Annotated in this window: 23 protein-coding genes and 1 riboswitch; of the genes, 16 read left to right on the plus strand and 7 right to left on the minus strand. The window is 60.5% G+C overall.

What is annotated here, in order from left to right; translation table 11 throughout:
• Positions 1 to 56 precede the first annotated feature (56 nt).
• Positions 57 to 1,370: a PQQ-dependent sugar dehydrogenase gene (locus AB4O01_RS28870; RefSeq protein ID WP_175554965.1), complete on the minus strand. Its 1,314-nt coding sequence runs from the start codon at positions 1,368 to 1,370 to the stop codon at positions 57 to 59.
• A gap of 66 nt (positions 1,371 to 1,436) precedes the next feature.
• Positions 1,437 to 2,021, minus strand: a complete 585-nt coding sequence (locus tag AB4O01_RS28875) for a hypothetical protein (protein ID WP_122597294.1) — start codon at positions 2,019 to 2,021, stop codon at positions 1,437 to 1,439.
• 163 nt (positions 2,022 to 2,184) lie between these two features.
• Positions 2,185 to 2,414: riboswitch (cobalamin riboswitch) on the plus strand.
• An 81-nt stretch (positions 2,415 to 2,495) separates the two neighbouring features.
• Here AB4O01_RS28875 and cobO point away from each other — a divergent pair.
• The 14 genes from cobO (at position 2,496) to AB4O01_RS28945 (ending at position 14,094) form a co-directional block, all read left to right on the plus strand.
• Positions 2,496 to 3,107, plus strand: a complete 612-nt coding sequence (gene cobO, locus AB4O01_RS28880) for a cob(I)yrinic acid a,c-diamide adenosyltransferase (protein ID WP_003223053.1) — start codon at positions 2,496 to 2,498, stop codon at positions 3,105 to 3,107.
• Complete coding sequence (locus AB4O01_RS28885; protein WP_460090215.1) at positions 3,104 to 4,453, plus strand: cobyrinate a,c-diamide synthase; 1,350 nt, start codon at positions 3,104 to 3,106, stop codon at positions 4,451 to 4,453. The genes cobO and AB4O01_RS28885 overlap by 4 nt, the downstream gene beginning before the upstream one ends.
• A 47-nt stretch (positions 4,454 to 4,500) precedes the next feature.
• The gene (gene bluB, locus AB4O01_RS28890) at positions 4,501 to 5,151 is read left to right on the plus strand and encodes a 5,6-dimethylbenzimidazole synthase (protein ID WP_460090217.1); all 651 of its coding nucleotides are present in this window, start codon (positions 4,501 to 4,503) and stop codon (positions 5,149 to 5,151) included.
• Positions 5,148 to 6,056: an adenosylcobinamide-phosphate synthase CbiB gene (gene cbiB / locus AB4O01_RS28895; protein ID WP_093440029.1), complete on the plus strand. Its 909-nt coding sequence runs from the start codon at positions 5,148 to 5,150 to the stop codon at positions 6,054 to 6,056. The genes bluB and cbiB overlap by 4 nt, the downstream gene beginning before the upstream one ends.
• Positions 6,049 to 7,041 carry a threonine-phosphate decarboxylase CobD gene (gene cobD / locus AB4O01_RS28900; protein WP_194934467.1) on the plus strand — a complete coding sequence of 331 codons (993 nt, stop codon included), beginning with the start codon at positions 6,049 to 6,051 and terminating at the stop codon, positions 7,039 to 7,041. The genes cbiB and cobD overlap by 8 nt, the downstream gene beginning before the upstream one ends.
• Positions 7,038 to 8,489, plus strand: coding sequence for a cobyric acid synthase (locus AB4O01_RS28905; protein WP_460090220.1), 1,452 nt, complete (start codon positions 7,038 to 7,040; stop codon positions 8,487 to 8,489). Before cobD ends, AB4O01_RS28905 begins: the two co-directional genes overlap by 4 nt.
• A gap of 149 nt (positions 8,490 to 8,638) precedes the next feature.
• Positions 8,639 to 9,160 carry a bifunctional adenosylcobinamide kinase/adenosylcobinamide-phosphate guanylyltransferase gene (gene cobU / locus AB4O01_RS28910; protein ID WP_460090222.1) on the plus strand — a complete coding sequence of 174 codons (522 nt, stop codon included), beginning with the start codon at positions 8,639 to 8,641 and terminating at the stop codon, positions 9,158 to 9,160.
• The gene (gene cobT, locus AB4O01_RS28915) at positions 9,157 to 10,212 is read left to right on the plus strand and encodes a nicotinate-nucleotide--dimethylbenzimidazole phosphoribosyltransferase (protein WP_460090223.1); all 1,056 of its coding nucleotides are present in this window, start codon (positions 9,157 to 9,159) and stop codon (positions 10,210 to 10,212) included. Before cobU ends, cobT begins: the two co-directional genes overlap by 4 nt.
• Positions 10,209 to 10,784 carry an alpha-ribazole phosphatase family protein gene (gene cobC, locus AB4O01_RS28920; RefSeq protein ID WP_460090224.1) on the plus strand — a complete coding sequence of 192 codons (576 nt, stop codon included), beginning with the start codon at positions 10,209 to 10,211 and terminating at the stop codon, positions 10,782 to 10,784. Before cobT ends, cobC begins: the two co-directional genes overlap by 4 nt.
• A gap of 1 nt (position 10,785) precedes the next feature.
• Complete coding sequence (locus tag AB4O01_RS28925) at positions 10,786 to 11,517, plus strand: adenosylcobinamide-GDP ribazoletransferase (protein WP_460090226.1); 732 nt, start codon at positions 10,786 to 10,788, stop codon at positions 11,515 to 11,517.
• 175 nt (positions 11,518 to 11,692) lie between these two features.
• Positions 11,693 to 12,097 (plus strand): MarR family winged helix-turn-helix transcriptional regulator, encoded by a 405-nt coding sequence (locus tag AB4O01_RS28930; RefSeq protein ID WP_007919794.1) that lies wholly within the window; start codon positions 11,693 to 11,695, stop codon positions 12,095 to 12,097.
• A 53-nt stretch (positions 12,098 to 12,150) separates the two neighbouring features.
• Positions 12,151 to 13,359, plus strand: a complete 1,209-nt coding sequence (locus AB4O01_RS28935) for an MFS transporter (protein WP_093440060.1) — start codon at positions 12,151 to 12,153, stop codon at positions 13,357 to 13,359.
• Positions 13,356 to 13,478: a hypothetical protein gene (locus AB4O01_RS28940; protein WP_256573964.1), complete on the plus strand. Its 123-nt coding sequence runs from the start codon at positions 13,356 to 13,358 to the stop codon at positions 13,476 to 13,478. The genes AB4O01_RS28935 and AB4O01_RS28940 overlap by 4 nt, the downstream gene beginning before the upstream one ends.
• A 55-nt stretch (positions 13,479 to 13,533) precedes the next feature.
• Positions 13,534 to 14,094, plus strand: coding sequence for a glutathione peroxidase (locus tag AB4O01_RS28945; protein WP_414926784.1), 561 nt, complete (start codon positions 13,534 to 13,536; stop codon positions 14,092 to 14,094).
• 133 nt (positions 14,095 to 14,227) lie between these two features.
• Here the strand turns inward: AB4O01_RS28945 and AB4O01_RS28950 are convergent, their stop codons facing one another.
• The 3 genes from AB4O01_RS28950 to AB4O01_RS28960 form a co-directional block, all read right to left on the minus strand.
• Positions 14,228 to 15,499 carry an OmpP1/FadL family transporter gene (locus AB4O01_RS28950; protein WP_034156220.1) on the minus strand — a complete coding sequence of 424 codons (1,272 nt, stop codon included), beginning with the start codon at positions 15,497 to 15,499 and terminating at the stop codon, positions 14,228 to 14,230.
• 147 nt (positions 15,500 to 15,646) lie between these two features.
• On the minus strand, positions 15,647 to 16,129 hold the full coding sequence (locus tag AB4O01_RS28955) for a hypothetical protein (RefSeq protein ID WP_093440074.1): 483 nt from the start codon (positions 16,127 to 16,129) through the stop codon (positions 15,647 to 15,649).
• A 275-nt stretch (positions 16,130 to 16,404) separates the two neighbouring features.
• Positions 16,405 to 16,629 (minus strand): hypothetical protein, encoded by a 225-nt coding sequence (locus tag AB4O01_RS28960; RefSeq protein ID WP_003214941.1) that lies wholly within the window; start codon positions 16,627 to 16,629, stop codon positions 16,405 to 16,407.
• Between the two features lie 962 nt (positions 16,630 to 17,591).
• Here AB4O01_RS28960 and AB4O01_RS28965 point away from each other — a divergent pair.
• Positions 17,592 to 17,915, plus strand: a complete 324-nt coding sequence (locus AB4O01_RS28965; RefSeq protein WP_186624892.1) for an SEL1-like repeat protein — start codon at positions 17,592 to 17,594, stop codon at positions 17,913 to 17,915.
• Between the two features lie 175 nt (positions 17,916 to 18,090).
• Positions 18,091 to 19,455 (plus strand): DNA recombination protein RmuC, encoded by a 1,365-nt coding sequence (locus AB4O01_RS28970; protein WP_163013634.1) that lies wholly within the window; start codon positions 18,091 to 18,093, stop codon positions 19,453 to 19,455.
• A gap of 87 nt (positions 19,456 to 19,542) precedes the next feature.
• Here AB4O01_RS28970 and AB4O01_RS28975 read toward each other — a convergent pair whose 3' ends face one another.
• Both AB4O01_RS28975 and AB4O01_RS28980 read right to left on the minus strand, forming a co-directional pair.
• Positions 19,543 to 23,013 carry a hybrid sensor histidine kinase/response regulator gene (locus AB4O01_RS28975; protein WP_460090228.1) on the minus strand — a complete coding sequence of 1,157 codons (3,471 nt, stop codon included), beginning with the start codon at positions 23,011 to 23,013 and terminating at the stop codon, positions 19,543 to 19,545.
• 151 nt (positions 23,014 to 23,164) lie between these two features.
• Positions 23,165 to 23,707 carry a TetR/AcrR family transcriptional regulator gene (locus AB4O01_RS28980; protein ID WP_460090230.1) on the minus strand — a complete coding sequence of 181 codons (543 nt, stop codon included), beginning with the start codon at positions 23,705 to 23,707 and terminating at the stop codon, positions 23,165 to 23,167.
• Positions 23,708 to 23,754: the final 47 nt, after the last annotated feature.

A 23,754-nucleotide genomic window follows, 5' to 3' on the forward strand; every position in this document is an offset into this window, starting at 1 on the left:
GATCGACCGCTATCGCGAGCAGGCTCACTCCTACAGTTGTTTGTGCATGGCGAAAACTATTTGCTGGCCGACACTCGCCATACCTTGTTGCCAACATCATCCGCTACCAGCAAGCCACCTTGCTGGTCGATCACCACGCCCACCGGCCGACCCAAAGCATTCTCGTCCTTGTCGAGGAACCCGGTCAGGACATCCACCGGTTTGCCGCTTGGCTTGCCACCGGTAAACGGCACGAAAATCACCTTGTAGCCACTGTGCGGCTTGCGGTTCCACGAGCCGTGCTGACCGATGAATGCGCCTTCCTTGAACTGCGCTGGCAATTTGTTGCCGTCGGCAAAACTCAGGCCCAACGAGGCAGTGTGCGGCCCGATCGCGTAATCCGGGGCGATGGCTTTGGCCACCAGATCGGGGTTTTGCGGCGTAACGCGGACATCGACATGCTGACCGTAGTAACTGAACGGCCAGCCATAGAAACCACCGTCCTTCACTGAAGTGATGTAGTCCGGCACCAGATCACTGCCGATCTCGTCACGCTCGTTGACGGCTGTCCACAGCGCCCCACTGGTGGGTTCCCAGGCCAGGCCATTGGGGTTGCGGATGCCCGAGGCGAAGATGCGGTGATTGCCGGTCGCCCGATCGACTTCCCAGATCGCTGCGCGGCCTTCTTCTTTATCCAGACCATTTTCACCGACGTTGCTGTTCGATCCGACAGTGACGTACAGCTTGCTGCCGTCCTTGCTGGCGATGACGTTTTTGGTCCAGTGGTGATTCAGCGTGCCGCCCGGCAGATCGACTACCTTGATTGGCTGCGATTTGATCTCGGTCGCGCCCGGTTCGTAGTTAAAGCGCAGCAGGCGGTCGGTGTCGGCGACGTACAGATCATTGCCGACCAGGGTCATGCCGAACGGCGAGTTGAGGTTCTGCAGAAACACCGTGCGTGTTTCCGCGACGCCATCATGATCGGCGTCACGCAGCAGGGTGATGCGGTTCGGACTCGGTACGCCAGCGCCAGCCTTGCCCATGACCTTTTTCATCACCCAGCCACGAATGCCGCTGCTGTCATCAGGCTTCGGCGGGGCGTTGGTTTCCGCCACCAGCACATCGCCATTGGGTAGCACATAGAGCCAGCGCGGATGATCGAGGCCTTCAGCGAAGGCTGCCACCTGAGTACCGGCCGCTGCGGTCGGTTTGCCGCCCGCGGGCCAGCCGATCGCCGGGGCGATGTTCACCGTCGGAATCAGGGTCTTGTTTGGTTCAGGCAATTTCGGTGACGGGCCGGTGCCGTCGGAGACTTGCAGGCTGGAGGTTTCACCGCAGGCGGCGAGTCCTCCGGCGAAGGCGATGACAAAAACGAGCTGGGGCTTGCGCATTGCTGATCTTCCCTATGAATGCATTCCTAATCATAGAGGAGGGCGCAAGCCCGATGGTTCAACTGCTCAGCCGCGGGCTTCCTTGAACAGCACGGCAATGCCCGGGTGATAGTTGCCGGCTTCGCTGCGCAATTTGCGGTAGGCGTAGGGGAAATACCAGGCGACCGCGCAGGTGTGTTCCTTTTGCAGGTCGTCGACCATGTCTTGCAGCTCTTCGGGGCTGGCGCTGTGCTGGGCTTTTTGCGGCGCGACAAACAGGCAGCCGAGCTTGAGGTCGCTGGCATAACTGATGCGCTTGGCGTCGTTGGTGATGTCCAGCAGAGCTTGAGTCAGATTCAGGTTGGTGACCTTTGGCCAGCGCTGAGTGGCCTGGATAAAGGCGCGGTCTTCGGCACCGGCGAGAAACAGATCGGCGCGGGCATTGCGCTCGCCTTCTTCGTTCTGTTTACGTGTGGCAGTCTCGTTCAAAGTGACCAGCTCAGCCATCCAGGCCGCCGCCGAGAGCAATCCGAGATTGGCTTTCTCATCATGCCAGTAAGGGGTGTCGCTGTCGCCGCGCACGGCGTTGTAGCGGTCGATACAGTCAAACCAGCGTTCAAGCACTGGGCGCAGGAATTCCAGGCGCGGGTTGCTGATGATCATGCCTTGCATCGTCATCATCCTTTATTGTTGTAGTGGGCTTTTCGAGAAAAGCATGGCTCTTTGATATCATTTGTATCAGTGTGGCACAAGATTGGCGGCAGATAAGTGATCGGCGGCAGTTATTCGCCCGATGGCCGCCTCTTTAATTGACGCTCCACCCCCAACCCTCTAACCTTCGCGGCTTGTTTCAGGTGCTCTGTGACCTGCGTCGACAGAGTGAAACAGGGAAGCCGGTGAGGGTTGTCTTCGCACGAAGAACCACCACGATCCCGGCGCTGCCCCCGCAACGGTAAATGAGTGAAAACTGCGCCTTGAGCCACTGCCTCGAAAGAAGCGGGAAGGCGCGCAGTCAGGCATGCGCCGCTCATGAGCCCGGAGACCGGCCTGATCCATCCAGCGGCATCACGGTGGGCGATGCCAGGCTTTTTGCCGTCTATTCTTGTGCCTGCCCGCCGTTATCCAGCCTCAACGGAGAGCTCCCCCATGACTGATTCCCCCGAGCGCGACGAACGCCATCTGGCGCGTATGCAGCGCAAAAAAGCCGTGATCGACGAACGCATCGCCAACTCGCCTGACGAGTGTGGCCTGGTGCTGGTGCTGACCGGCAACGGCAAAGGCAAAAGCAGCTCGGCGTTCGGCATGCTCGCCCGTGCCATGGGCCACGGCATGCAGTGCGGCGTGGTGCAGTTCATCAAGGGCCGTAACAGCACCGGTGAGGAGTTGTTCTTCCGACGCTTCCCCGAGCAAGTGCGCTTCCACGTGATGGGCGAAGGTTTCACTTGGGAAACCCAGGATCGTCAGCGTGACATCGCCGCCGCCGAAGCCGCGTGGGCGGTCTCCCGCGAATTGCTGCGTGATCCGTCGATCGGTCTGGTGGTGCTCGACGAATTGAACATCGCCCTCAAGCACGGCTACCTCGATCTCGATCAGGTGCTCAGCGATCTGCAGGCGCGTCCGCCGATGCAGCATGTGATCGTCACCGGTCGCGCGGCCAAGCCGGAAATGATTGAGATGGGCGACACGGTCACCGAAATGGGCATGCTCAAACATGCCTTCCAGGCCGGCATCAAAGCGCAGAAAGGCGTCGAACTTTGAATCAACCACGTCACTGCCCGGCGGTACTCATCGCCGCGCCGGCCTCCGGTCAGGGCAAGACCACCGTCACCGCCGCGCTCGCCCGTTTGCATCGCAATCAGGGGCGCAAGGTGCGCGTGTTCAAATGCGGGCCGGACTTTCTCGATCCGATGATTCTCGAGCGCGCCAGCGGTGCGCCGGTGTATCAACTGGACATGTGGATGGTCGGCGAGCAGGAAAGTCGTCGTCTGTTGTGGGAAGCCGCCGCCGAGGCGGATCTGATTCTGATTGAAGGCGTGATGGGCCTGTTCGACGGCACGCCGTCCAGCGCCGATCTGGCGCGGCACTTCGGCGTGCCGGTGCTCGGGGTGATTGATGGGACGGCGATGGCGCAGACCTTTGGTGCGCTGGCGCTCGGCTTGGCCAAGTATCAGCCAGATCTGCCGTTTGCCGGTGTGTTGGCCAACCGCGTTGGCACCTTGCGCCATGCGCAATTGCTCGAAGGCAGCCTCACCGAAGGTCTGCGCTGGTACGGTGCGTTGTCCCGCGAAACCGGTATCGAACTGCCAAGTCGTCATCTCGGCCTGGTCCAGGCCAGTGAATTGAATGATCTGGATGTGCGTCTCGACGCCGCCGCCGACGCATTGGCCAGCAGTTGCGAGGTAGCGCTGCCACCGGCGGTGGAGTTTGCCGCACCGGACGTGATCGCTGTCGAGCCGTTGCTGAAGAATGTGCGGATTGCCGTCGCCCGTGATGAAGCGTTTGCTTTCACCTACGGCGCGAGTCTCGATCTGTTGCGGGCGATGGGCGCCGAGTTGAGTTTCTTCTCGCCGATCCGCGACTCGCAATTGCCTGAAGCGGATAGCCTGTATTTGCCCGGTGGGTATCCGGAACTGCACCACGTTGCGTTGTCGCAGAACACCGCGATGTGTGAGGCGATTCGCGCGCATCATGCGGCGGGTAAGCCGTTGCTCGCCGAGTGTGGTGGGATGCTGTACCTGCTCGATTCGTTGACTGACGTTGAAGGCACCCGCGCTGAATTGGTCGGGCTGCTTAAGGGCGATGCGGTGATGCAGAAGCGTCTGGCGGCGTTGGCGTTGCAAGCGGTGGATCTGCCGGAAGGTTCGTTGCGCGGGCACACTTATCATCATTCGTTGACGACTACCGAACTGGCGCCGATTGCGCGGGGTTTGAGTCCGAATGGTGGGCGCGGTGCCGAGGCGGTTTATCGGGAAGGGCGGATGACGGCTTCTTATGTGCACTTCTATTTCCCGTCGAACCCGAGTGCGATTGCCGCATTGTTTGCGCCAGACCGTGAGGCCGCCTTCGCGAGCAAGCTCGCTCCCACAGGGGATCGCGTTTCTTGAGCAAGCATCCCGTCCAATGTGGGAGCGAGCTTGCTCGCGAAAGGGCCATGACCGACAACACATTCTCCGAAGCCGAGCGCGAAGCGGTTTATAGAGCCATTGCCGAACGCCGCGACATGCGCCACTTCACCGGCGGCAGCGTCGAACCGGAGCTGTTGCGCCGACTACTGGAAGCCGCCCACCAGGCCCCAAGCGTCGGCCTGATGCAGCCCTGGCGTTTCATCCGCATCAGCGACCGCAGCCTGCGCGGGCAGATCCAGAATCTGGTGGAAGAAGAACGCATCCGCACAGCCGAAGCCCTCGGCGAGCGCAGTGACGAGTTCATGAAGCTCAAGGTCGAAGGCATCAATGATTGCGCCGAAGTGCTGGTCACCGCGTTGATGGATGATCGCGAAAAGCACATTTTCGGTCGCCGTACATTGCCGGAAATGGACATGGCCTCGCTGTCCTGCGCGATCCAGAATCTGTGGCTGGCCTCGCGCGCCGAAGGCCTGGGCATGGGCTGGGTCTCGCTTTTCGAACCGCAAGCGTTGGCGGATCTGCTGAAGCTGCCCGAGGGTGCCAAGCCACTGGCGGTTTTATGCCTGGGCCCGGTCAAGGAATTCTATCCGGCGCCGATGCTGGTACTCGAAGGGTGGGCGCAGGCGCGGCCGCTCAATGAGTTGCTGTACGAAAATTATTGGGGAGTGAGTCAATGAGTGTGGCGTTGTTGAGTGTCGCCGCAGTGGCGCTGGATGCGCTGTTGGGTGAACCGAAACGCTGGCATCCGCTGGTGGCGTTCGGCAATTTCGCCGGGCGCATCGAGCAACGCTTCAACGCCGGTGGCCGGGGTTGGCGCAGCCATGGGGTCACTGCGTGGGTGATCGCGGTGCTGCCGCTGACCTTGCTCGCCACGGCGTTTTCCTGGGCGCCATACGTGGGCTGGGTCGTCGAGATTCTCGCGCTGTATTGCGCCCTTGGCATGCGCAGCCTCGGTGAACATGTCGCGCCGGTCGCCGCCGCGTTGCGCGCGGATGATCTGGACGAGGCGCGCAAGCGTGTCGGCTATCTGGTCAGCCGCCAGACCGATGAACTCGACAGCACCGCCGTCGCCCGCGCCGCCACCGAGTCGGTGCTGGAAAACGGCAGCGATGCGGTGTTTGCCGCGCTGTTCTGGTTTGTCGTGGCGGGTGCGCCGGGCGTGGTCCTCTATCGCTTGAGCAACACGCTCGATGCGATGTGGGGCTATCGCAACGAACGCTTTGAGCGTTTCGGTTGGGCAGCGGCAAAAATCGACGACGTGTTGAACTACATTCCTGCGCGTCTGGTGGCATTAACCTACGCGCTGCTGGGTAAAACCCGACTCGCGCTGAAGTGCTGGCGCGCGCAGGCGCCGAAGTGGGACAGCCCCAACGCTGGCCCGGTGATGGCTGCCGGGGCCGGTGCCTTGGGCGTGGAGCTGGGCGGCCCGGCGATCTATCACGGCGAACTTCACGACCGTCCGCAACTCGGCGAAGGCGCTCCAGCGGATGCCGATTCCATCGACCGTGGCTGGCAATTGGTCCAGCGCGGGGTATGGTTATGGCTGCTGATTCTCTGCGTGGGGGCTGAATTCTATGCTTGAGCACGGTGGCCGGCTGCGCAAGGCTGCACACGATTACGGCATTGCCGAGGCGGACTGGCTCGACCTGTCCAGCGGCCTCGCGCCGTGGCCATTTCCGATCCCGGAAATCCCGCTGCGCGCCTGGGCGCGCTTGCCGGAAACCGATGACGGTCTGGAGCAAGCCGCGTGCGATTACTACGGTGCCGCGCAAGTGCTGCCGGTGGCCGGTTCGCAGATGGCCATCCAGTTGCTGCCGCGTTTACGTCGCGCTGGCAAGGTCGGCGTGTTGTCGCCGTGTTATGCCGAACACGCCGAAGCGTGGCGGCGCAGTGGTTACATCGTGCGCGAAGTGCTGGAGCAGGAAGTCGAATTCTTTCTCGACAGCCTCGACGTGCTGGTGGTGGTCAACCCTAACAATCCGACCGGCTTGAGCCTGACCCCGGCACGATTGCTCGACTGGCACGCGCGGCTCGCCCGGCGCGGTGGCTGGCTGGTGGTCGATGAAGCCTTCATGGACAACACGCCGCAGTTGAGCCTGGCCCCGCATGCGCATCAAGTCGGGCTGATCGTGTTGCGTTCGTTCGGCAAGTTTTTCGGTCTGGCCGGGGTGCGTCTGGGCTTTGTCCTGGCCGAACGCAAGTTGCTCAAACTGCTCGCCGAACAGGTCGGGCCTTGGGCCGTGAGCGGGCCAACCCGAGTGCTTGGCCAGGCGTGCCTGCAAGACACCGAAGGTCACACCCGCCAACGCATTCGCAGCGATGAGGCCAGCGAACGATTGGCAACGCTGCTTGAGCGCTACGGCTTCAAGCCCCAGGGCGGTTGCGCGCTGTTCCAGTGGCTGATCACCGAGCATGCCGAAACGCTGCACGCATTCATGGCCCGTCGCGGCATCCTCCTGCGCATATTTACCCACAACAGCAGTCTGCGTTTTGGTCTGCCCGCCGATGCGACTGAAGAGACGCGCCTCGAACAGGCTTTGATAGCCTTCACCAAGGACCACCCATGACCACCCTGATGGTGCAAGGCACCACTTCCGACGCCGGCAAAAGCACACTGGTGACGGCGTTGTGCCGCTGGGCAACTCGTCAGGGCGTGGCGGTCGTACCATTCAAGCCGCAGAACATGGCGCTCAACAGTGCCGTGACCGCTGATGGCGGTGAGATTGGCCGTGCGCAAGCGGTGCAGGCGCAAGCTGCTCATCTCGAACCGCACACTGACATGAACCCGGTGCTGCTCAAGCCGAACAGCGACACTGGCGCGCAAGTGATCATCCATGGTCGTGCCGTCACCACGATGAACGCGGTTGCCTACCACGACTACAAAGCCATCGCGATGCAAGCCGTGCTGGCCTCGCATGAACGACTCAGTGCCGCGTATCCGCTGGTGATGGTCGAAGGCGCGGGCTCACCGGCCGAGATCAATCTGCGTGCCGGTGATATCGCCAACATGGGTTTTGCCGAAGCGGTGGATTGCCCGGTGTTGCTGATTGCCGACATCAATCGCGGCGGGGTTTTTGCCCATCTGGTTGGCACCCTTGAGCTGCTGTCGCCGAGCGAACAGGCACGGATCAAAGGTTTCATCATCAACCGTTTTCGCGGCGACATCGCTTTGCTGCAACCGGGCCTTGACTGGCTGGAACAGCGCACCGGCAAACCGGTGGTCGGCGTGTTGCCCTACGTGATGGATCTGCATCTGGAGGCCGAGGACGGCATCGATCAGCGCCAGACCGACAAGGCCGAACAAGTGCTGAAAGTGGTGGTGCCGGTGCTGCCGCGCATCAGCAATCACACTGACTTCGATCCGTTGCGCTTGCATCCGCAGGTTGATCTGCAATTCGTCGGCCCGGGGCAGGCGATCCCTGCTGCCGATCTGATCATCCTGCCGGGCTCGAAAAGCGTGCGCAGCGATCTGGCCTATTTGCGTGCCAATGGCTGGGATACCGCGATCAATCGGCATCTGCGTTACGGCGGCAAAGTGCTGGGGATTTGCGGTGGTCTGCAGATGCTCGGTGAGCAGGTGCATGATCCGCTCGGCCTCGAAGGTGCGCCGGGTACGAGTGCCGGTTTGGGTTTGCTGGCGTTCGACACCACGCTTGAAGCCGAGAAGCAGTTGCGCAATGTGCGTGGGCGGCTGGCGCTGGAAAATGCCGAAGTCAGTGGCTATGAAATTCATGCGGGCGTGACCACGGGAGCGGCGCTGGAGAACGCAGCGGTGCATCTTGAAGACGGCCGTTGCGACGGTGCGCAGAGCGCTGATGGGCAGGTGTTTGGCACGTATCTACATGGCTTGTTTGAATCGCCGACGGCGAGTGCAGCGTTGCTGCGCTGGGCCGGGTTGAGCGATGTGCAGCAGGTGGATTATCACGGCTTGCGCGAGCGTGATATCGAGCGCTTGGCGGATCTGGTGGAGAAGCATCTGGATACCGGCTTGTTGCGTCAGCTCTGTGGGATTTAAGGTGCTTGTGCTGGCCTCTTCGCGAGCAAGCTCGCTCCCACAGTGAATGCGGTTAACCATACATTTTGAGTACAACTCATAACCCTTTGGGAGCGAGCTTGCTCGCGAAGGGGCCAGTTGCCTCAACCCATAATTCTGTGGATAAAACCATGCTCCAACTGATCCTCGGCGGCGCCCGCTCCGGCAAAAGTCGTCTGGCCGAAAAACTCGCCAGCGATAGCGGCCTGGCGGTGACCTATATCGCCACCAGCCAGCCCCTCGATGGCGAGATGAGCGACCGCGTCGCCCACCACCGCGCGCGCCGTCCCATCGAATGGGCGCTGATCGAAGAGCCGCTCGAATTGGCCCGCGTCCTGCGCGAATCCGCCAGCGCCGAGCATTGCCTGTTGGTCGATTGCCTGACCCTGTGGCTGACCAATCTGCTGATGCTCGATGACGCCGAACGTCTCGCCGCTGAGCGCGAAGCCCTGCTCGACTGCCTGGCCTTGCTGCCGGGGGAAATCATTTTTGTCAGCAACGAGACCGGAATGGGTGTCGTGCCGCTGGGCGAATTGACTCGCCGCTACGTCGATGAAGCCGGTTGGCTGCATCAAGCTCTGGCTGAGCGCTGTCAGCGTGTTGTCCTGACCGTCGCCGGCCTGCCCCTGACTCTGAAAGGACCTGCGTTATGACTCAAACCTGGTGGCTGAACCCTTGCAAACCGGTCGATCTGAACGTCGTTGAACAAGCGACGGCGCGGCAACAGCAATTGACCAAACCGGCAGGTTCGCTGGGGCGTCTGGAATCGGTCGCGGTGCAACTGGCCGGTCTGCAAGGCCAGGTCAAACCGACGCTCTCGCAAGTGTGGATCGCGATTTTTGCCGGTGATCACGGCGTAGTCGCTGAAGGTGTTTCGGCGTTCCCTCAGGAAGTCACCGGGCAGATGCTGCTCAACTTTGTCAGCGGCGGTGCGGCGATCAGTGTGTTGGCGCGGCAGCTCGGTGCGCAGCTGGAAGTGGTTGATCTGGGCACGGTGAATCCAGCGCTGAACCTGGCGGGTGTGCGCCACTTGAATATCGGCCCGGGCACGGCCAACTTCGTGCGGGGCGCGGCGATGACTCAGGCTCAAGGCGAGCTGGCGTTGCAGGCCGGTCGCGACAGTCTGCTGCGGGCGAAAGCCGCAGGCGCACAGTTGTTCATCGGTGGCGAAATGGGCATCGGCAACACCACCGCCGCCAGCGCCTTGGCCTGTGCCTTGCTCGATTGCCCGGTGGCACATCTGACCGGTCCCGGCACCGGGCTGAATGCCGAAGGTGTCAGCCATAAAGCGCAAGTGATCGAGCGCGCATTGGCGTTGCACGTCGCGCAACCTGGCGATGCCTTGCAGACCCTGTTCAATCTTGGTGGTTTTGAAATTGCGGCGCTGGTCGGCGCGTATCTGGCGGCGGCTCAAGAAGGCGTTGCAGTATTGGTCGACGGCTTTATCTGCACGGTCGCTGCGCTGGTTGCGGTGCGCTTGAATCCGGACTGCCGCGAGTGGTTGTTGTTCGGTCACCGGGGCGCCGAGCCGGGCCATCGCCATGTGCTGGAAACGCTGAAAGCTGAGCCGTTGCTGGAACTCGGTTTGCGTCTGGGTGAGGGCAGTGGCGCCGCGTTGGCGGTGCCGCTGTTGCGTCTTGCCTGCGATCTGCACGGGCAGATGGCGACGTTCGCCGAAGCGGCGGTGGCGGATCGTCCGGCATGACGCTGCAACTGGATCTGTTGCGTCATGGTGAAACTGAACTCGGCGGTGGTTTGCGCGGCAGCCTCGACGATGCGCTGACCGAACAGGGTTGGGCGCAGATGCGTGCGGCGGTAGTCGAAGGCGGGCCGTGGCAGCGGATTGTCAGTTCGCCGTTGCAGCGTTGTGCGCGCTTCGCCGCCGAACTGGGCGAACAGCTGAGTCTTCCGGTGCAGCTGGACAAGAATCTGCAGGAGCTGCATTTCGGCGCATGGGAAGGGCAGAGCGCAGCGGCGTTGATGGAAACGGACGCCGAGGCCTTGGGGCTGTTCTGGGCTGATCCGTATTCCTTTACGCCACCGCAAGGTGAGCCGGTCAGCGCGTTTGCGGCTCGGGTGTTGGCAGCGGTTGCGCGCCTGCACACTGCGTACGCCGGTGAGCGGATTTTGCTGATCAGTCATGGCGGCGTGATGCGTCTGCTGTTGGCGCAAGCGCGAGGGTTGCCACGCGAACAACTGCTCAATGTCGAGGTCGGGCATGGCGCAATGTTTGCGCTGACGGTCGAGGTTGACGGTTCACTCAAGGAAGGTCACTGACATGTTGCCGCTGTGGATCGCCCTGCAATTTCTCAGCAGCCTGCCGATTCGCCTGTCGGGGATGCCCGAGCCGGAACAGCTTGGGCGATCGTTGCTGTTTTATCCGCTGGTGGGGCTGTTGTTCGGGCTGATCCTGTGGGTGCTGAATCTTGCCTTGAGCGGCGCGCCGTTGCTGCTGCATGCGGCGTTGCTGCTGACGGTTTGGGTGGTGCTCAGCGGCGCACTTCACCTGGATGGTCTGGCCGACAGCGCTGATGCCTGGCTCGGCGGTTTTGGTGATCGCGAGCGTACGTTGACGATCATGAAAGACCCGCGCAGCGGGCCGATTGCGGTAGTGACGCTGGTGCTGGTGTTGCTGCTCAAGTTTGCTGCACTGCTGGCGCTGATCGAGCAAGGGCATGGGCTGGTGTTGATCATTGTGCCGCTGCTCGGGCGGGCGGCGCTGTTGGGGTTGTTTCTGACGACGCCGTATGTACGTGCGGGTGGGTTGGGGCAAGCGTTGGCGGATCATTTGCCGCGCAAGGCCGGGTGGCGGGTACTGGGCTTGAGTGCGCTGGGCTGCGTGTTGATCGCCGGGTTTGGCGCCGTTGTTGCGTTGGTGATTTCGGTTGTTGTGTTTGTCTGGCTGCGGCAAGTGATGATGCGGCGGTTGGGCGGGGCGACGGGCGATACGGCGGGGGCGTTGCTGGAATTGCTGGAGATGGTGGTGTTGGTTGGATTGGTTTTGATCTGACAGTTTTGGATTGTCTGTGCTGGCCTCTTCGCGAGCAGGCTCGCTCCCACAGGGGATCGCATTGCAAATGTAGGAGTGAGCCTGCTCGCGAAGGCGGTTTGTCAGGCAGCACAAATGTTATGGGTAAACTCATCTGTAACTTGATTTAACATAGTCGCGGGTATATACACGCATCATGCTTCCTTCTCAGTGTTTGTGCACCAACCTGCGTCGCGCCGCTCGTGGCGTCAGCAGGCATTACGACGGCGCTCTCGACGGCTTCGGGATCAACGTTGCCCAGTATTCTTTGCTGTGCAATCTGCAGCGTCTGGATCAACCGAGCATTTCCGAACTTGCCGAGGCGATGGGTCTGGACCGCAGCACCCTCGGGCGCAATCTGCGGGTATTGGAAGGCGAGGGGCTGGTGGCGCTGGCCGAAGGCGAGGACATGCGCAACCGTATCGTCAAACTCACCGAGACCGGCGTGCAACGCCTGGCAGCGGCACTGCCGGCCTGGGAAGCAGCGCAGCAGCGGTTGATTGACCGACTGGGCGCCGAGAAGCGTGAAACCTTGCTCAGATTGCTGGATGAACTGGCCTGAGGCCGGTTTTTTCCAAACTCAAGCGGGTATATACCCGCAAGCGGAGAATAACAATGACATCGATGTGGCGTACGTGCGGTTGGGTGTTGCTGGGGAGTGCGCTGATCCTGGCGCTGTCATTGGGCGTGCGGCACGGCTTCGGGTTGTTCCTGTCACCGATGAGTGCGCAATTCGGCTGGGGACGTGAGGTGTTTGCTTTCGCGATCGCCCTGCAGAACCTGATCTGGGGTCTGGCGCAACCGTTTACCGGTGCATTGGCTGACCGCTTCGGCGCGGCAAAAGTGGTGCTCGTCGGTGGGGTGCTCTACGCGGTGGGTCTGGTGTGCATGGGCCTGTCTGATTCGGCGGTAACGCTATCACTGAGCGCCGGCCTGCTGATCGGCATTGGTCTGTCCGGCACCTCGTTCTCGGTGATCCTCGGCGTCGTCGGCCGCGCGGTGCCGCCGGAAAAACGCAGCATGGGCATGGGTATCGCCAGCGCCGCCGGTTCTTTCGGCCAGTTCGCCATGTTGCCGGGTACCCTCGGCTTGATTGGCTGGCTCGGCTGGTCGGCGGCGTTGTTGGTATTGGGCTTGCTGGTGGCGCTGATCGTGCCGCTGGTGAGCATGCTCAAGGACAAGCCGTTGCCGGTGCTCGGCCATGAACAAACCTTGTCTGAGGCCCTGCGCGAAGCCTGTTCGCATTCGGGTTTCTGGTTGTTGGCGTTCGGCTTTTTTGTCTGCGGTTTTCAGGTCGTGTTCATTGGTGTGCACTTGCCGGCCTATCTGGTCGATCAGCATCTGCCGGCCAGTGTTGGCACCACCGTGCTGGCGTTAATCGGGCTGTTCAATATCTTCGGCACCTACACCGCCGGCTGGCTTGGCGGACGCATGTCCAAGCCGCGCTTGCTCACCGCGTTGTATCTGCTGCGCGCAGTGGTGATCGTGTTGTTCCTGTGGCTGCCGGTGACGACCACGTCGGCGTACCTGTTTGGCATGGCCATGGGTTTCCTGTGGCTGTCGACGGTGCCGTTGACCAACGGTACGGTGGCGACTTTGTTCGGGGTGCGAAACCTGTCCATGCTCGGTGGCATCGTGTTCCTCTTCCATCAGTTGGGATCGTTTCTTGGCGGCTGGCTGGGCGGGGTGGTGTATGACCGAACCGGGAGTTATGACTTGATCTGGCAAGTGGCGGTTCTGCTGAGCCTGCTGGCAGCCGCGCTGAACTGGCCGGTGCGTGAGCGTCCGGTCGCACGCCTGCAAGCCGCAGCGAGCGCCGCATGAGCCGATTCTGGCGACGATTGGCCATCACGGCACTCGGCGCCGCTGTGCTGGCGCTGGTGTGGTGGGGCTGGCAGCAGGGCGGTCTGGCCTTGATGCAGTTGGGCATGAGCATTTGCTAGAAGCGGGCATGACGAGTAACGTCGAATCCTGAACGACTGCTCAAGGATGCTCGACATGCTGATGCGCTGGTGTGCTGTTCCCGCGTTGCTGATGGCGTTGACTGGTCTGGCCCAGGCTGCCGACTGTCCCGAATTGCTGCAAGGCTCGCTACCCAAGTTGCGAGCCAAGGAATCCATTGATCTGTGCCAGCAATACGCCGACAAGCCGCTGGTGGTGGTCAACACTGCCAGTTTCTGCGGTTTTGCGCCGCAGTTCGAAGGTCTTGAGGCGCTGCATAAGCGCTACGAAGGGCAAGGTTTGCAAATGCTCGGGGTGCCTTCCAACGACTTCAAACAGGAGTCCAAGGACAGCGCCGAGACTGCCAAGGTCTGCTACGCCAACTATGGCGTGACGTTCAATATGACCGAGCCACAAAAGGTTCGTGGTGATGACGCTACGCATCTGTTCCAAGTGCTGGCAGCACAGAGCAGTGCGCCGAAATGGAATTTCTATAAATATGTGGTTGATCGCCAAGGCAAGGTGATCGCCAATTTTTCCAGTCTGACCAAGCCGGATGATCCGGAGTTTATCGCCGCGATCGAGAAGGCTATCGCCTCGAAACCGCTGAAACCTTAGCGCTGTTTTTTGTGGGAGCGAGCCTGGGAAGTGTGTTGTGGTGGTGAGTAAACTCAAGGCAATAAAAAGCCCCGCTTTCTGCAAAGAGAGCGGGGCTTTTTTTGTCGGCGAGGGTTAGCCTCGCCGTGCAGCATCAGAAGCGGTAGGTCGCGCCGACACCGAAACCGTTTGCCGAGTTTTCATACTTGGCGTCGTAGGTCTGACCACGATCGTTTTCGTTGCGGATCTTCACCGACTCTTCCTTCAGGTACGAGTAGGCAACGTCGATGGTCAGGTCTTCAGTCGGGCTCCAGCCGGCACCGATGCTGAAGATGGTCCGGTCGCCGGTCGGGATGCGTGGCGAACGGTCGACGTTGTTGGTCGGCGACTGGTCGAAGGTCAGACCGGTACGCAGTACCCATTCCTTGTTCAACTGATACGAAGTACCCACGGCGTACGCCCAGGAGTCGTGCCAGTTCTGGTCTTCGGTGATTTCACCGAACTGACCGGCGAGCAAAGGCTGCACACCAGAGTTCTTGACGGTGATTTTTTCCAGTTGGCTCCAGCGGGTCCAGGTCGAACCGGCATACACGTTCCAGCGATCGTTGATCGCCTGGGTGACCGAGAAGTCGATGGATTCAGGCGTGGTGATCTTCAGCGAAGCATCGTACTTCTGGTTGGCACCCAGACCGATTGCACCCAGCACACCGTAGTTGACCTTGGTGTTGCCTTCGAGCTTGTAGTCGACTTTCGAGTGGTAAGTCAGACCCAGACGCGTGGTGTCAGTGGCTTGTACCAGCACACCGATGTTGTAGCCCAGCGCGGTGTCGTCACCCTTGATCTTGACCTTGCCATCCGGCGCGGCCTGAGTGATCGACAGGTTGGATTCCAGCGTACCGTCGATGCGGTTGATGGTTGGACCAAAACCGATCGACACCTTGTCGTTGAAGGCGTAACTGACGGTTGGCTGGAAGGTGATCACTTGTACTTCGGACTTGCTACCGAAGTAACGGCCGGCAAAGCCTTTTTCATAGTCGGTAATCAGGCCAAACGGCACGTAGACGCCGAGGCCGAATGCCCAATGATCATCGATCGGTTTGACGTAGAAGCCCATAGGTACGGAGGTGAAGGGCACCATGTCGCCTTTGTTGCTGCCGCCGTTAGGGCTGGAGCTGGCATCGCTGATATCGGTTTTTGCATCAAGGAATGCAACACCGCCAGTGACTTGTTCGCGCTTGAGGCGCGACATGCCGGCAGGGTTGCCATAAACAGTGCTTGCGTCGTCGGCAGAAGAAGATCGTCCAGCGTAACCGGTGCCCATCCCGCTGATACTGTGTTCGTTGATGGCAAAGCCAGCTGCGAAGATCTGTGTGGATGCCATGGTAACGGCGAGGCTAAGGGTGGTTTTGAGCATGACTTTTTTCATTATTAGAACTCCTGATGATCACCGGGGCGAAAATTACCAACATTTTCGTCCCAGCGCTATAGTCCGTATGCCTTGAGTTAGAGCGGTTTTGTAGGACAATCCGACCAGATTCGCGACCTGTTGGCCGATCTTCTGAAACCGGACGGATCAGCAAGCGATCTGATTCACCGTTGAAACACAGGTGTGCCAGGCGTAAGTGAAGTCACGCAGACGACCTTGGGGTTGAAAGGTCTGACGCCAGATACGCGCCATTCCCAGCAAATCGTTGGAGTCGGGGAGGGTGGGGTTTTGTTCTTCTACCAGCAACCAGGCAATGGCCGTGGCGTAGCGCAGATTGACCGTCAGTTCCAGGTGCGGGCCGGTCAGAAAAGCATGCTGACTGGCGAGGCCGCGAACCAGGCTGGCACGTTCCGGATCGAGCGCCAGATAGTCATCCCAAAGGGCCTGATGGCGATGCTCGGCGATACGGTAGAGGCCGTGGCCACGGCGGTCATGGAGGGCGGAACCCAGGGCAGACTGGCTGGCGGCGATGCCCAGCAGGAGAGATTCGGCAGTTGCGCTGTGGCGTCCCAGATAAATCAGCGTAGGACGGATCACGTAGCGGCACAGTTCGCTGGCAGCGATACCCATAAAACCCTCGGTTCTTGTTATTAATGGCGAGTCCTGAAGGGGGGCTTGGCAGCTATGGATCGGTTCAGGCTCGCCGCAAGCGGCTCATGCCGCTTGAGTTGAAGTGTAGTGTCATATTCACGACGTAAAGGACTGTTTTTAAAATATTTCCCGCTGCGGGGAATATCCGTTATATCCGATAGTGCTTAGCCGCTGAGGGGTAAAAGCGAAACATCAGGCAATAAAAAGCCCCGCATTGTGTGCGGGGCTTTTGCTTTTGCAGCCTTTTTCGGCTCTCAGGCAACCAGTGCCTGACGGGTACGATCGATCACGGCCTGCAGCGGTTCAGCGCTGGAGTACTGATCGGGGTACAGACGCTCGCTGTGGCGGGCGATACCGTGTTCGTTGACCAGTGTGAAGCTGAAGCAGCCTTTGCGAGCGGCCATGATCAGGCAGTTCATTGGTGCAAAAGCGTTGGTTAGGGTGCGAATGGCATCCTGAGTATGGATTTGAGTAGACATAGTTATTAGGTGTTCCTACAAATGACACGGATAAGAACCGTGCAACGTTAAAACGTTCCAGTAACGTCGACCACCATTGGTCGAACGAAGAACCCGACTGGAACAAAGCAGCCAGTTTGAAGCGCTATTAAGTTGGCGCGCTTGGGCTGGCAGGTAGGTACTTAGGAGGGCAGGCATCACAACGAGGGCAAAGGTTCTGGGCCCGGGGTGAAGATCCTGATCAATTTGCAGGTTGGTTCGGTCAGAGTAAGTGTTCTTCGCAACACCCTTCACGTCATTGGAAGGCTGTGTTGTCGCAAGATTTACCTGGAAACCATCGAGGGGTCGTTCCCGCTTTTTTCGGTAGGGCTTCTTGGAAGAAGGCAGACCGTGGGGATGTGTTCGACCGGAATTGACTTTCAGCTTGGTACTAACGCCGCGGATACTAACGGATCGAAACGGGTAAAGCAAACTTCGAGTAGAAAAACATTGCAGAGGCCGATTGAGTCTGCTTTGGGGGGCGCAGAATTGCCCGCATTTGGCGCAGCGCTTGACCGTCGGTCGGTGAAGATTTGTTCATCAAGCCGCGTGCCAGGCCGGTTTATCCCCAGACCGGTTAGCAAAACGACCCGAAAAAGCGCATCGATATAACCGGGTAACAGGTACTTGTGCACATTAGTTGCGCAAGCTGTAACGGCACTGTCATACCAATCCTGACTCCACTGGCTGCCTGCATCGAAAGTTTAAGTCAATGAAAAACATCGCTTTTTTTTGTTGGTGAAAAAATCGTCAGTTTGACTGCGAGCCCCATTCCATAAGGCTTTGCGGCGGTTGGAGGGCGGTTGTCCACTGAGTTATCCACAGCTTCTGTGGATTGTCCCGAGCGCTTGCTCTAGGACGGGCGTGCCGGGTTGTTTTTCGACTTTACCTGTAAGAAAAAGAGAGTAGAGTGGCGCGCCTTCCGATTCGTCCCACAGTGCTTTATGAAGTTTCGCTCAGTATCAGACTCTGTTACCTCACAACCTTCTTCTGTTACCCCGCCCAAGCGATTTTCCGTTCGCGTTGCAGAATGGCTGCTCGACAGCCCGCGCCTGAGCGACAGTCATAATGCCAAGCACATCGCAGGGCGCCTGCTCAAACAACCGGCGCGTGAAGGCGTGGTGGCTGCGCAAAGCCGTCTCGGTCAGTTGATGTGCCGTGAGTGCGGTAACGCCCGGGATCGTCGCATCGGTCAGGATCTGCTGCGCCAGGCCGCGCGTGCCGGTGACCGTCGTGCGCAACAGGAACTCGGTCTGCTCGAAGACTGAGCTGTCCAAGACCTGACACCTTGGTTAACCTTCAGGCTTTATAAGATCGGCGGGAGTGGCTATGGCGATGGACTTGACCAGCGTATTGCTGGGGCTTGCAGGGGCGGGATTGCCACTGCTGGCGCTGGCTTGGCAACTGCAACGCCGGGCGAGTAACGGCCAGGCCGAGGTCGCCTTGCTCGAAGAGCGGCTGGCCATGGCGCAACTGGCGCAGGACGGACTCAACGCGCAGCTCGACGCCAGTCGCGATGAAGTCGCCGATCTCGGCCAGGCCAACGCCGCCAAGCAAGCTGATCTGGCAGCGCTGCGCCGGGAAGTCGAGCTGCTGCAGATCGAGCGTGATGACGCCCGCGATGCCTCCCACGCCTGGAACCTCGAACGCGCGAACAAGGAAGCTGAGCTGCGCCGCCTCGACGCACAAGCCGCTTCACTGAACGCCGAACTGCGCGAGCAACAGGAAAGCCACCAGCAACGCCTCAACGACCTGCAAGGCTCGCGCGATGAACTGCGTGCGCAGTTTGCCGAACTGGCCGGGAAGATTTTCGATGAGCGCGAGCAGCGCTTTGCCGAGACCAGTCAGCAGCGGCTCGGGCAGTTGCTTGATCCGCTCAAGGAGCGCATCCAGTCCTTCGAAAAACGGGTGGAAGAAAGTTATCAGGCCGAGGCCCGCGAGCGCTTCTCGCTGGCCAAGGAACTGGAACGTTTGCAGGCGCTCAATCTGCGCCTGAGCGACGAAGCCACCAACCTCACCCGCGCCCTCAAAGGCCAGAAAACCCAAGGTAACTGGGGCGAGCTGATTCTTGAACGAGTGCTCGAACACGCCGGTCTGGAGAAGGGCCGCGAATACCAGACCCAGGTCAACCTCAAAGGCCCGGATGGCGAGCGCTTCCAGCCTGACGTGATCATTTACCTGCCGGGCGACAAGCAAGTAGTGGTGGACTCCAAGGTGAGTCTCACCGCCTATCAGCAGTACGTGGCTGCCGACGACGACAGCCTCGGGCAGATCGCGATCAAGCAGCATGTATTGTCGTTGCGCAATCACGTCAAAGGCCTGGCCGGCAAGGATTACAAACGTCTTGAAGGCCTGCACAGCCTCGATTTCGTTTTGCTCTTCGTGCCGATCGAGGCCGCATTTTCGGCAGCGTTGCAGGCTGAGCCATCGCTGTTTCAGGAAGCCTTCGACCGCAACATCGTCATCGTCAGCCCGACGACGTTGTTGGCGACGTTGCGCGTGATCGACAGTCTGTGGAAGCAGGAGCGCCAGAGCCAGAACGCCCGGGAAATCGCCGAGCGCGCCGGGTGGCTGTACGACAAGTTCGTGCTGTTCATTCAGGATCTGGATGAGGTCGGCAATCGCCTGCAGCAGTTGGACAAAGCCTACAGCTCAGCGCGCAACAAGCTGACAGAAGGGCGCGGTAATCTGGTCAGTCGCAGTGAGCAACTGAAATTGCTCGGCGCCCGGGCGAGCAAGAGCTTGCCGGCGGATTTGCTGGAGCGGGCGATGACCGATGTCGATGGTCTCGTCGAACTCCCTGAATAAAGATCAAAAGATCGCAGCCTCCGGCAGCTCCCACAGGATGTACGCCATACCAATGCAGGAGCCGCCGGAGGCTGCGATTTTTTGCTTCTACAACGGTAAATACCGACTCAACAACGCCCGCAACGCCGCCGGCTTCACCGGTTTGGCCAGATAATCCAGTCCCGCCGCATGCACCTGGGCGACCATCTCCGGTCGCCCGTCAGCGCTGATCACCACCCCCGGCACCGGCTCACCCAGGCTTGTGCGCAACCACGCCATCAGCTCAGTGCCGGTATCGCCGTGGTCAAGGTGATAGTCGACCAACGCCAGTTGCGGTCGCACGCCGTCATTTAACAGTGCTGCACATTCTTCGCGATTGCGCGCTGTCCACACCTGACATCCCCAGCGACTGAGCAGGCTGTTCATGCCGATCAGAATGCTGTCTTCATTGTCGATGCACAGCACCCGCGCGCCGCTTGGCAACCTGCCATTCATTTCGGCTGCAGCGCTTGCCGGTTGGGCCTGCGAGTGAGTGAGCGGCACGCTGACGCTGAACACACTGCCGCGACCCGGCCACGAGCGCACCCGCAAGGTGTGACCGAGCACCCGGCACAAACCATCGGCAATTGCCAAACCCAGGCCGAGGCCTTTTTCAGCGCGGGTCTGATGACTGTCGAGGCGTTTGAACTCTTCGAAAATCACTTGCTGTTTATCTTCCGGAATCCCTGGCCCGCGATCCCACACCTCCAGGCACAGTTCGCCGCCACGTCGACGCACACCGAGCAACACCGGACCCTTGGCATAACGGAAGGCGTTGGTGAGGAAGTTCTGCAGAATCCGCCGCAGCAATTTGATGTCGCTGTCGATGCGCAAATGGCTGCCGCGCACACGGAAAGTCAGACCTTGTTCCTGTGCCAGTGCCTTGAATTCGGCGCCGAGAATGTCGAACAGCTCATTGACCGCAAACGGCTTGCGATCGGGGTTGATCTTGCCGTTTTCCAGGCGGGAAATATCCAGTAGATCGCTGATCAAGTCCTCAGCCGAACGCAGTGAGCTGTCGAGGTGCTGCACCAGTTTCTGCGCCTCGCTGCTCAAGCCGTCGTCCTGATGGGAGAGGGCGGCGGAGAACAGCCGAGCGGCGTTCAGCGGTTGCATCAAGTCATGGCTGACCGCCGCGAGAAAGCGGGTTTTCGACTGATTGGCGGCTTCGGCGGTGCCCTTCGCCTCGGTCAGCGCGACGTTGAGTTGCGACAGTTCCTGAGTGCGTTCGCTGACCCGTTGTTCCAGCCCTTCATTGGCTTCGGTCAGTGCCTGCTCGGCTTCGCGGAACGCGGTGATGTCGGTGAAACTCATGACGAAACCGCCCCCCGGCATCGGGTTGCCGATCAGCTCGATCACTCGGCCGTTGGGGAACAGCCGTTCAGAGGTGTGCGCGCGGCCCTGACGCATCCAGTGCAAACGCCGGGCAACGTGGACTTCCGCTTCGCCGGGGCCGCACAGGCCGCGCTCGGCGTTGTAGCGAATGATGTCGGCAATCGGCCGGCCGACGCTGATCAGACCATCCGGGTAATTGAACAACTCCAGATAGCGCCGGTTCCAGGCCACCAGTTTCAGTGACTGGTCGACCACGCTGATGCCTTGGGTGATGTTCTCGATCGCACCCTGCAGCAAGGCACGGTTGAACTGCAGCACCTCGGAGGCTTCGTCGGCGATGCGCACGACGTCCTCCAGCTGCATTTCCCGACCTTCGATGGCGGCTTTTACCACTGCGCGCGTCGAAGAAGCGCCGAGTACACCGGCCAGCAACCGCTCGGTATGGGCGATCCATTCGCCGTCGGCATTCTGGTTGGGGTTGAAGCCTTTGCCCTGGCGATAGGCGAAGCGAATGAAGCTCTGGCGCGCACGTTCCTCACCGACAAAACGCGCGGCCAATTGCAGCAAGTCGTCGATTTGCACCGCCAGCATCGAGCGTGCGCTCGGCCGCGCACTGATCTCCTGACCGATGAAACGTCCGGCCTGCCAGTGTTCCGATACGCGGGTACGCGACAGCACCGAAACCCAGGCGAACAGGGTGAAGTTGCCGGCCAGCGACAGCACTACGCCTTGGGTCAGCGGGCTAATTGGCAGGTTCAGCGGATTGCTGTGCAACCATGCCAGCCCTGGAAAACTGCTTAACGACCAGCCGAGGCTGTGCGCGGCGATCGGCAGGATCAAGGTGTAGAACCACAGGAAAGTACCGGCCGCCAAACCGGCGAAAACGCCGCGCCGGTTGGCCTGTTTCCAGTACAGCGCACCGAGCATGGCGGGCGCCAGTTGAGTCACGGCGGCGAACGCAATCTGGCCGATGGTCGCCAGGCTTGCCGTCGAGCCGAGCAAGCGGTAGCTGACATAGGCGAGCAACAGAATCACCACGATGCTGACGCGGCGCACCGAGAGCATCCATTGGCGGAACACTTCGAACGGGCGCTCGGCGTTATTGCGCCGCAGCAGCCACGGCAACAGCATGTCGTTGGACACCATGGTCGACAACGCCACACTGGCGACAATCACCATGCCGGTCGCCGCCGACGCGCCACCGATAAAGGCCAGCACCGCCAAGGCCGGGTGCGCCTGGGCCAACGGCAGGCTGATCACGAACGAGTCGGGCAAGACGTCGCTCGGCAGCAGCATCTGTCCGGCCAGCGCGATCGGCACGACAAACAGCGCGGCCAAGGCCAGATAGGCCGGAAATACCCATTTGGCCAGGCGCAGATCTTGCGGGTCGATGTTCTCAACCACGGTGACGTGGAACTGCCGGGGCAGGCAGATGATCGCCATCATTGCCACGCCGGTCTGCACCACCATCGACGGCCAGTTGATGGTTTCTTTCCAGTATTCCTCGAGACGCGGGGCGAGCATGGCCTGGTTGAACAGGTCATCGAAACCGTCATACAGGCCATAAGTGACGAAAGCGCCGACGGCGAGAAAGGCGAACAGTTTGACCAGCGATTCGAAAGCAATCGCCAGCACCATGCCACGGTGGTGTTCGGTGGCATCGAGGTTGCGCGTGCCGAAGACAATGGTGAACAGCGCCAGCACCAGCGACACGATCAGCGCGGTGTCCTGGGCGCGGGTGCCCATGGCATCGGCACCGGCGCCGATCAGCAGGTTCACGCCGAGGACGATGCCTTTGAGTTGCAGGGCGATATAGGGGAGAACGCCGACCAGGCAGATCAGCGCCACGACCACCGCCAGCGATTGCGATTTGCCGTAGCGTGCAGCGATGAAGTCAGCGATGGAGGTGATGTTCTCCTGTTTGCTGATCATCACCATTTTCTGCAGGACCCACGGCGCGCCGACCAGCAGCAGAATCGGCCCGAGGTAAATCGGCAGGAATGACCACAATTGCTCGGCGGCTTGACCGACAGCGCCGAAGAACGTCCAGCTGGTGCAGTAAACCGCCAGCGACAGGCTGTACACCCAGGCACGCATGCGCGGCGGCAACGGCGCGCTGCGGCGATCGCCGTAGAAGGCGATGGCGAACATGATGGCCATATAGGCCAGGGCGACGGCGGCGATCAGCCCGGTGGACAGCGACATGCAACACTCCCGACAAAAGACTCCCCGGCACTCCTGCCCGGGCGGACAGTCTCGCATGCGCGGGGCGGTTAGTCAGTGTCGACCAAGGTCGTGGCGTGGTGGGGTGTCGCAGGCGGGGAACCCCTCGGTTTCTGGGGTGATCGCGAAGGCGTCAGTCCTGACGCAGCGCAATATCGATCAGCCGATGCAGTTCAGCCACCTCCAGCGCTGCCGCCGAAAACAGAATCCGGAACACCACCGGCGCAACCACCAGGTTGATCAACCGATCAACACTCGGCGCCATTTCATCCGGATACCGCTCAACGATCGTCTGCAATTGCGCACTAATGATCGTCACGCAATACCCCGGCGTAGCACTGGCCTGCACGTCGCGCATCATGTTGCGCCCAGGCTCCGAGCTCATTTCATCGAGATATTGCTCGGCCCACGCACGAATATCGCTGCGCAAACTGCCGGTTTGCGCCGGCTCGCTGTCGGGGCGCATGCGGGCGAGGGCGACGTCGGCCAATAACGCCGAAAGATCACCCCAACGCCGATAAATCGTCGACGGTGTCACCCCCGCACGTGCGGCGATTTGCGGGACGGTCACGCTCGAACGTTCCTGTTCCTGCAAAAGCGCACGGACTGCCGAATGAATTGCATCTTGCACCCGGGCACTGCGGCCGCCGGGGCGTAAACCTTCTTTAATAGCCATGCGGCAGACCTTAACACAAAGAATTTGCTTTAAGCGCAAGGCAGTAG

It is taken from the genome of Pseudomonas sp. S2_E02, from assembly GCF_054668355.1.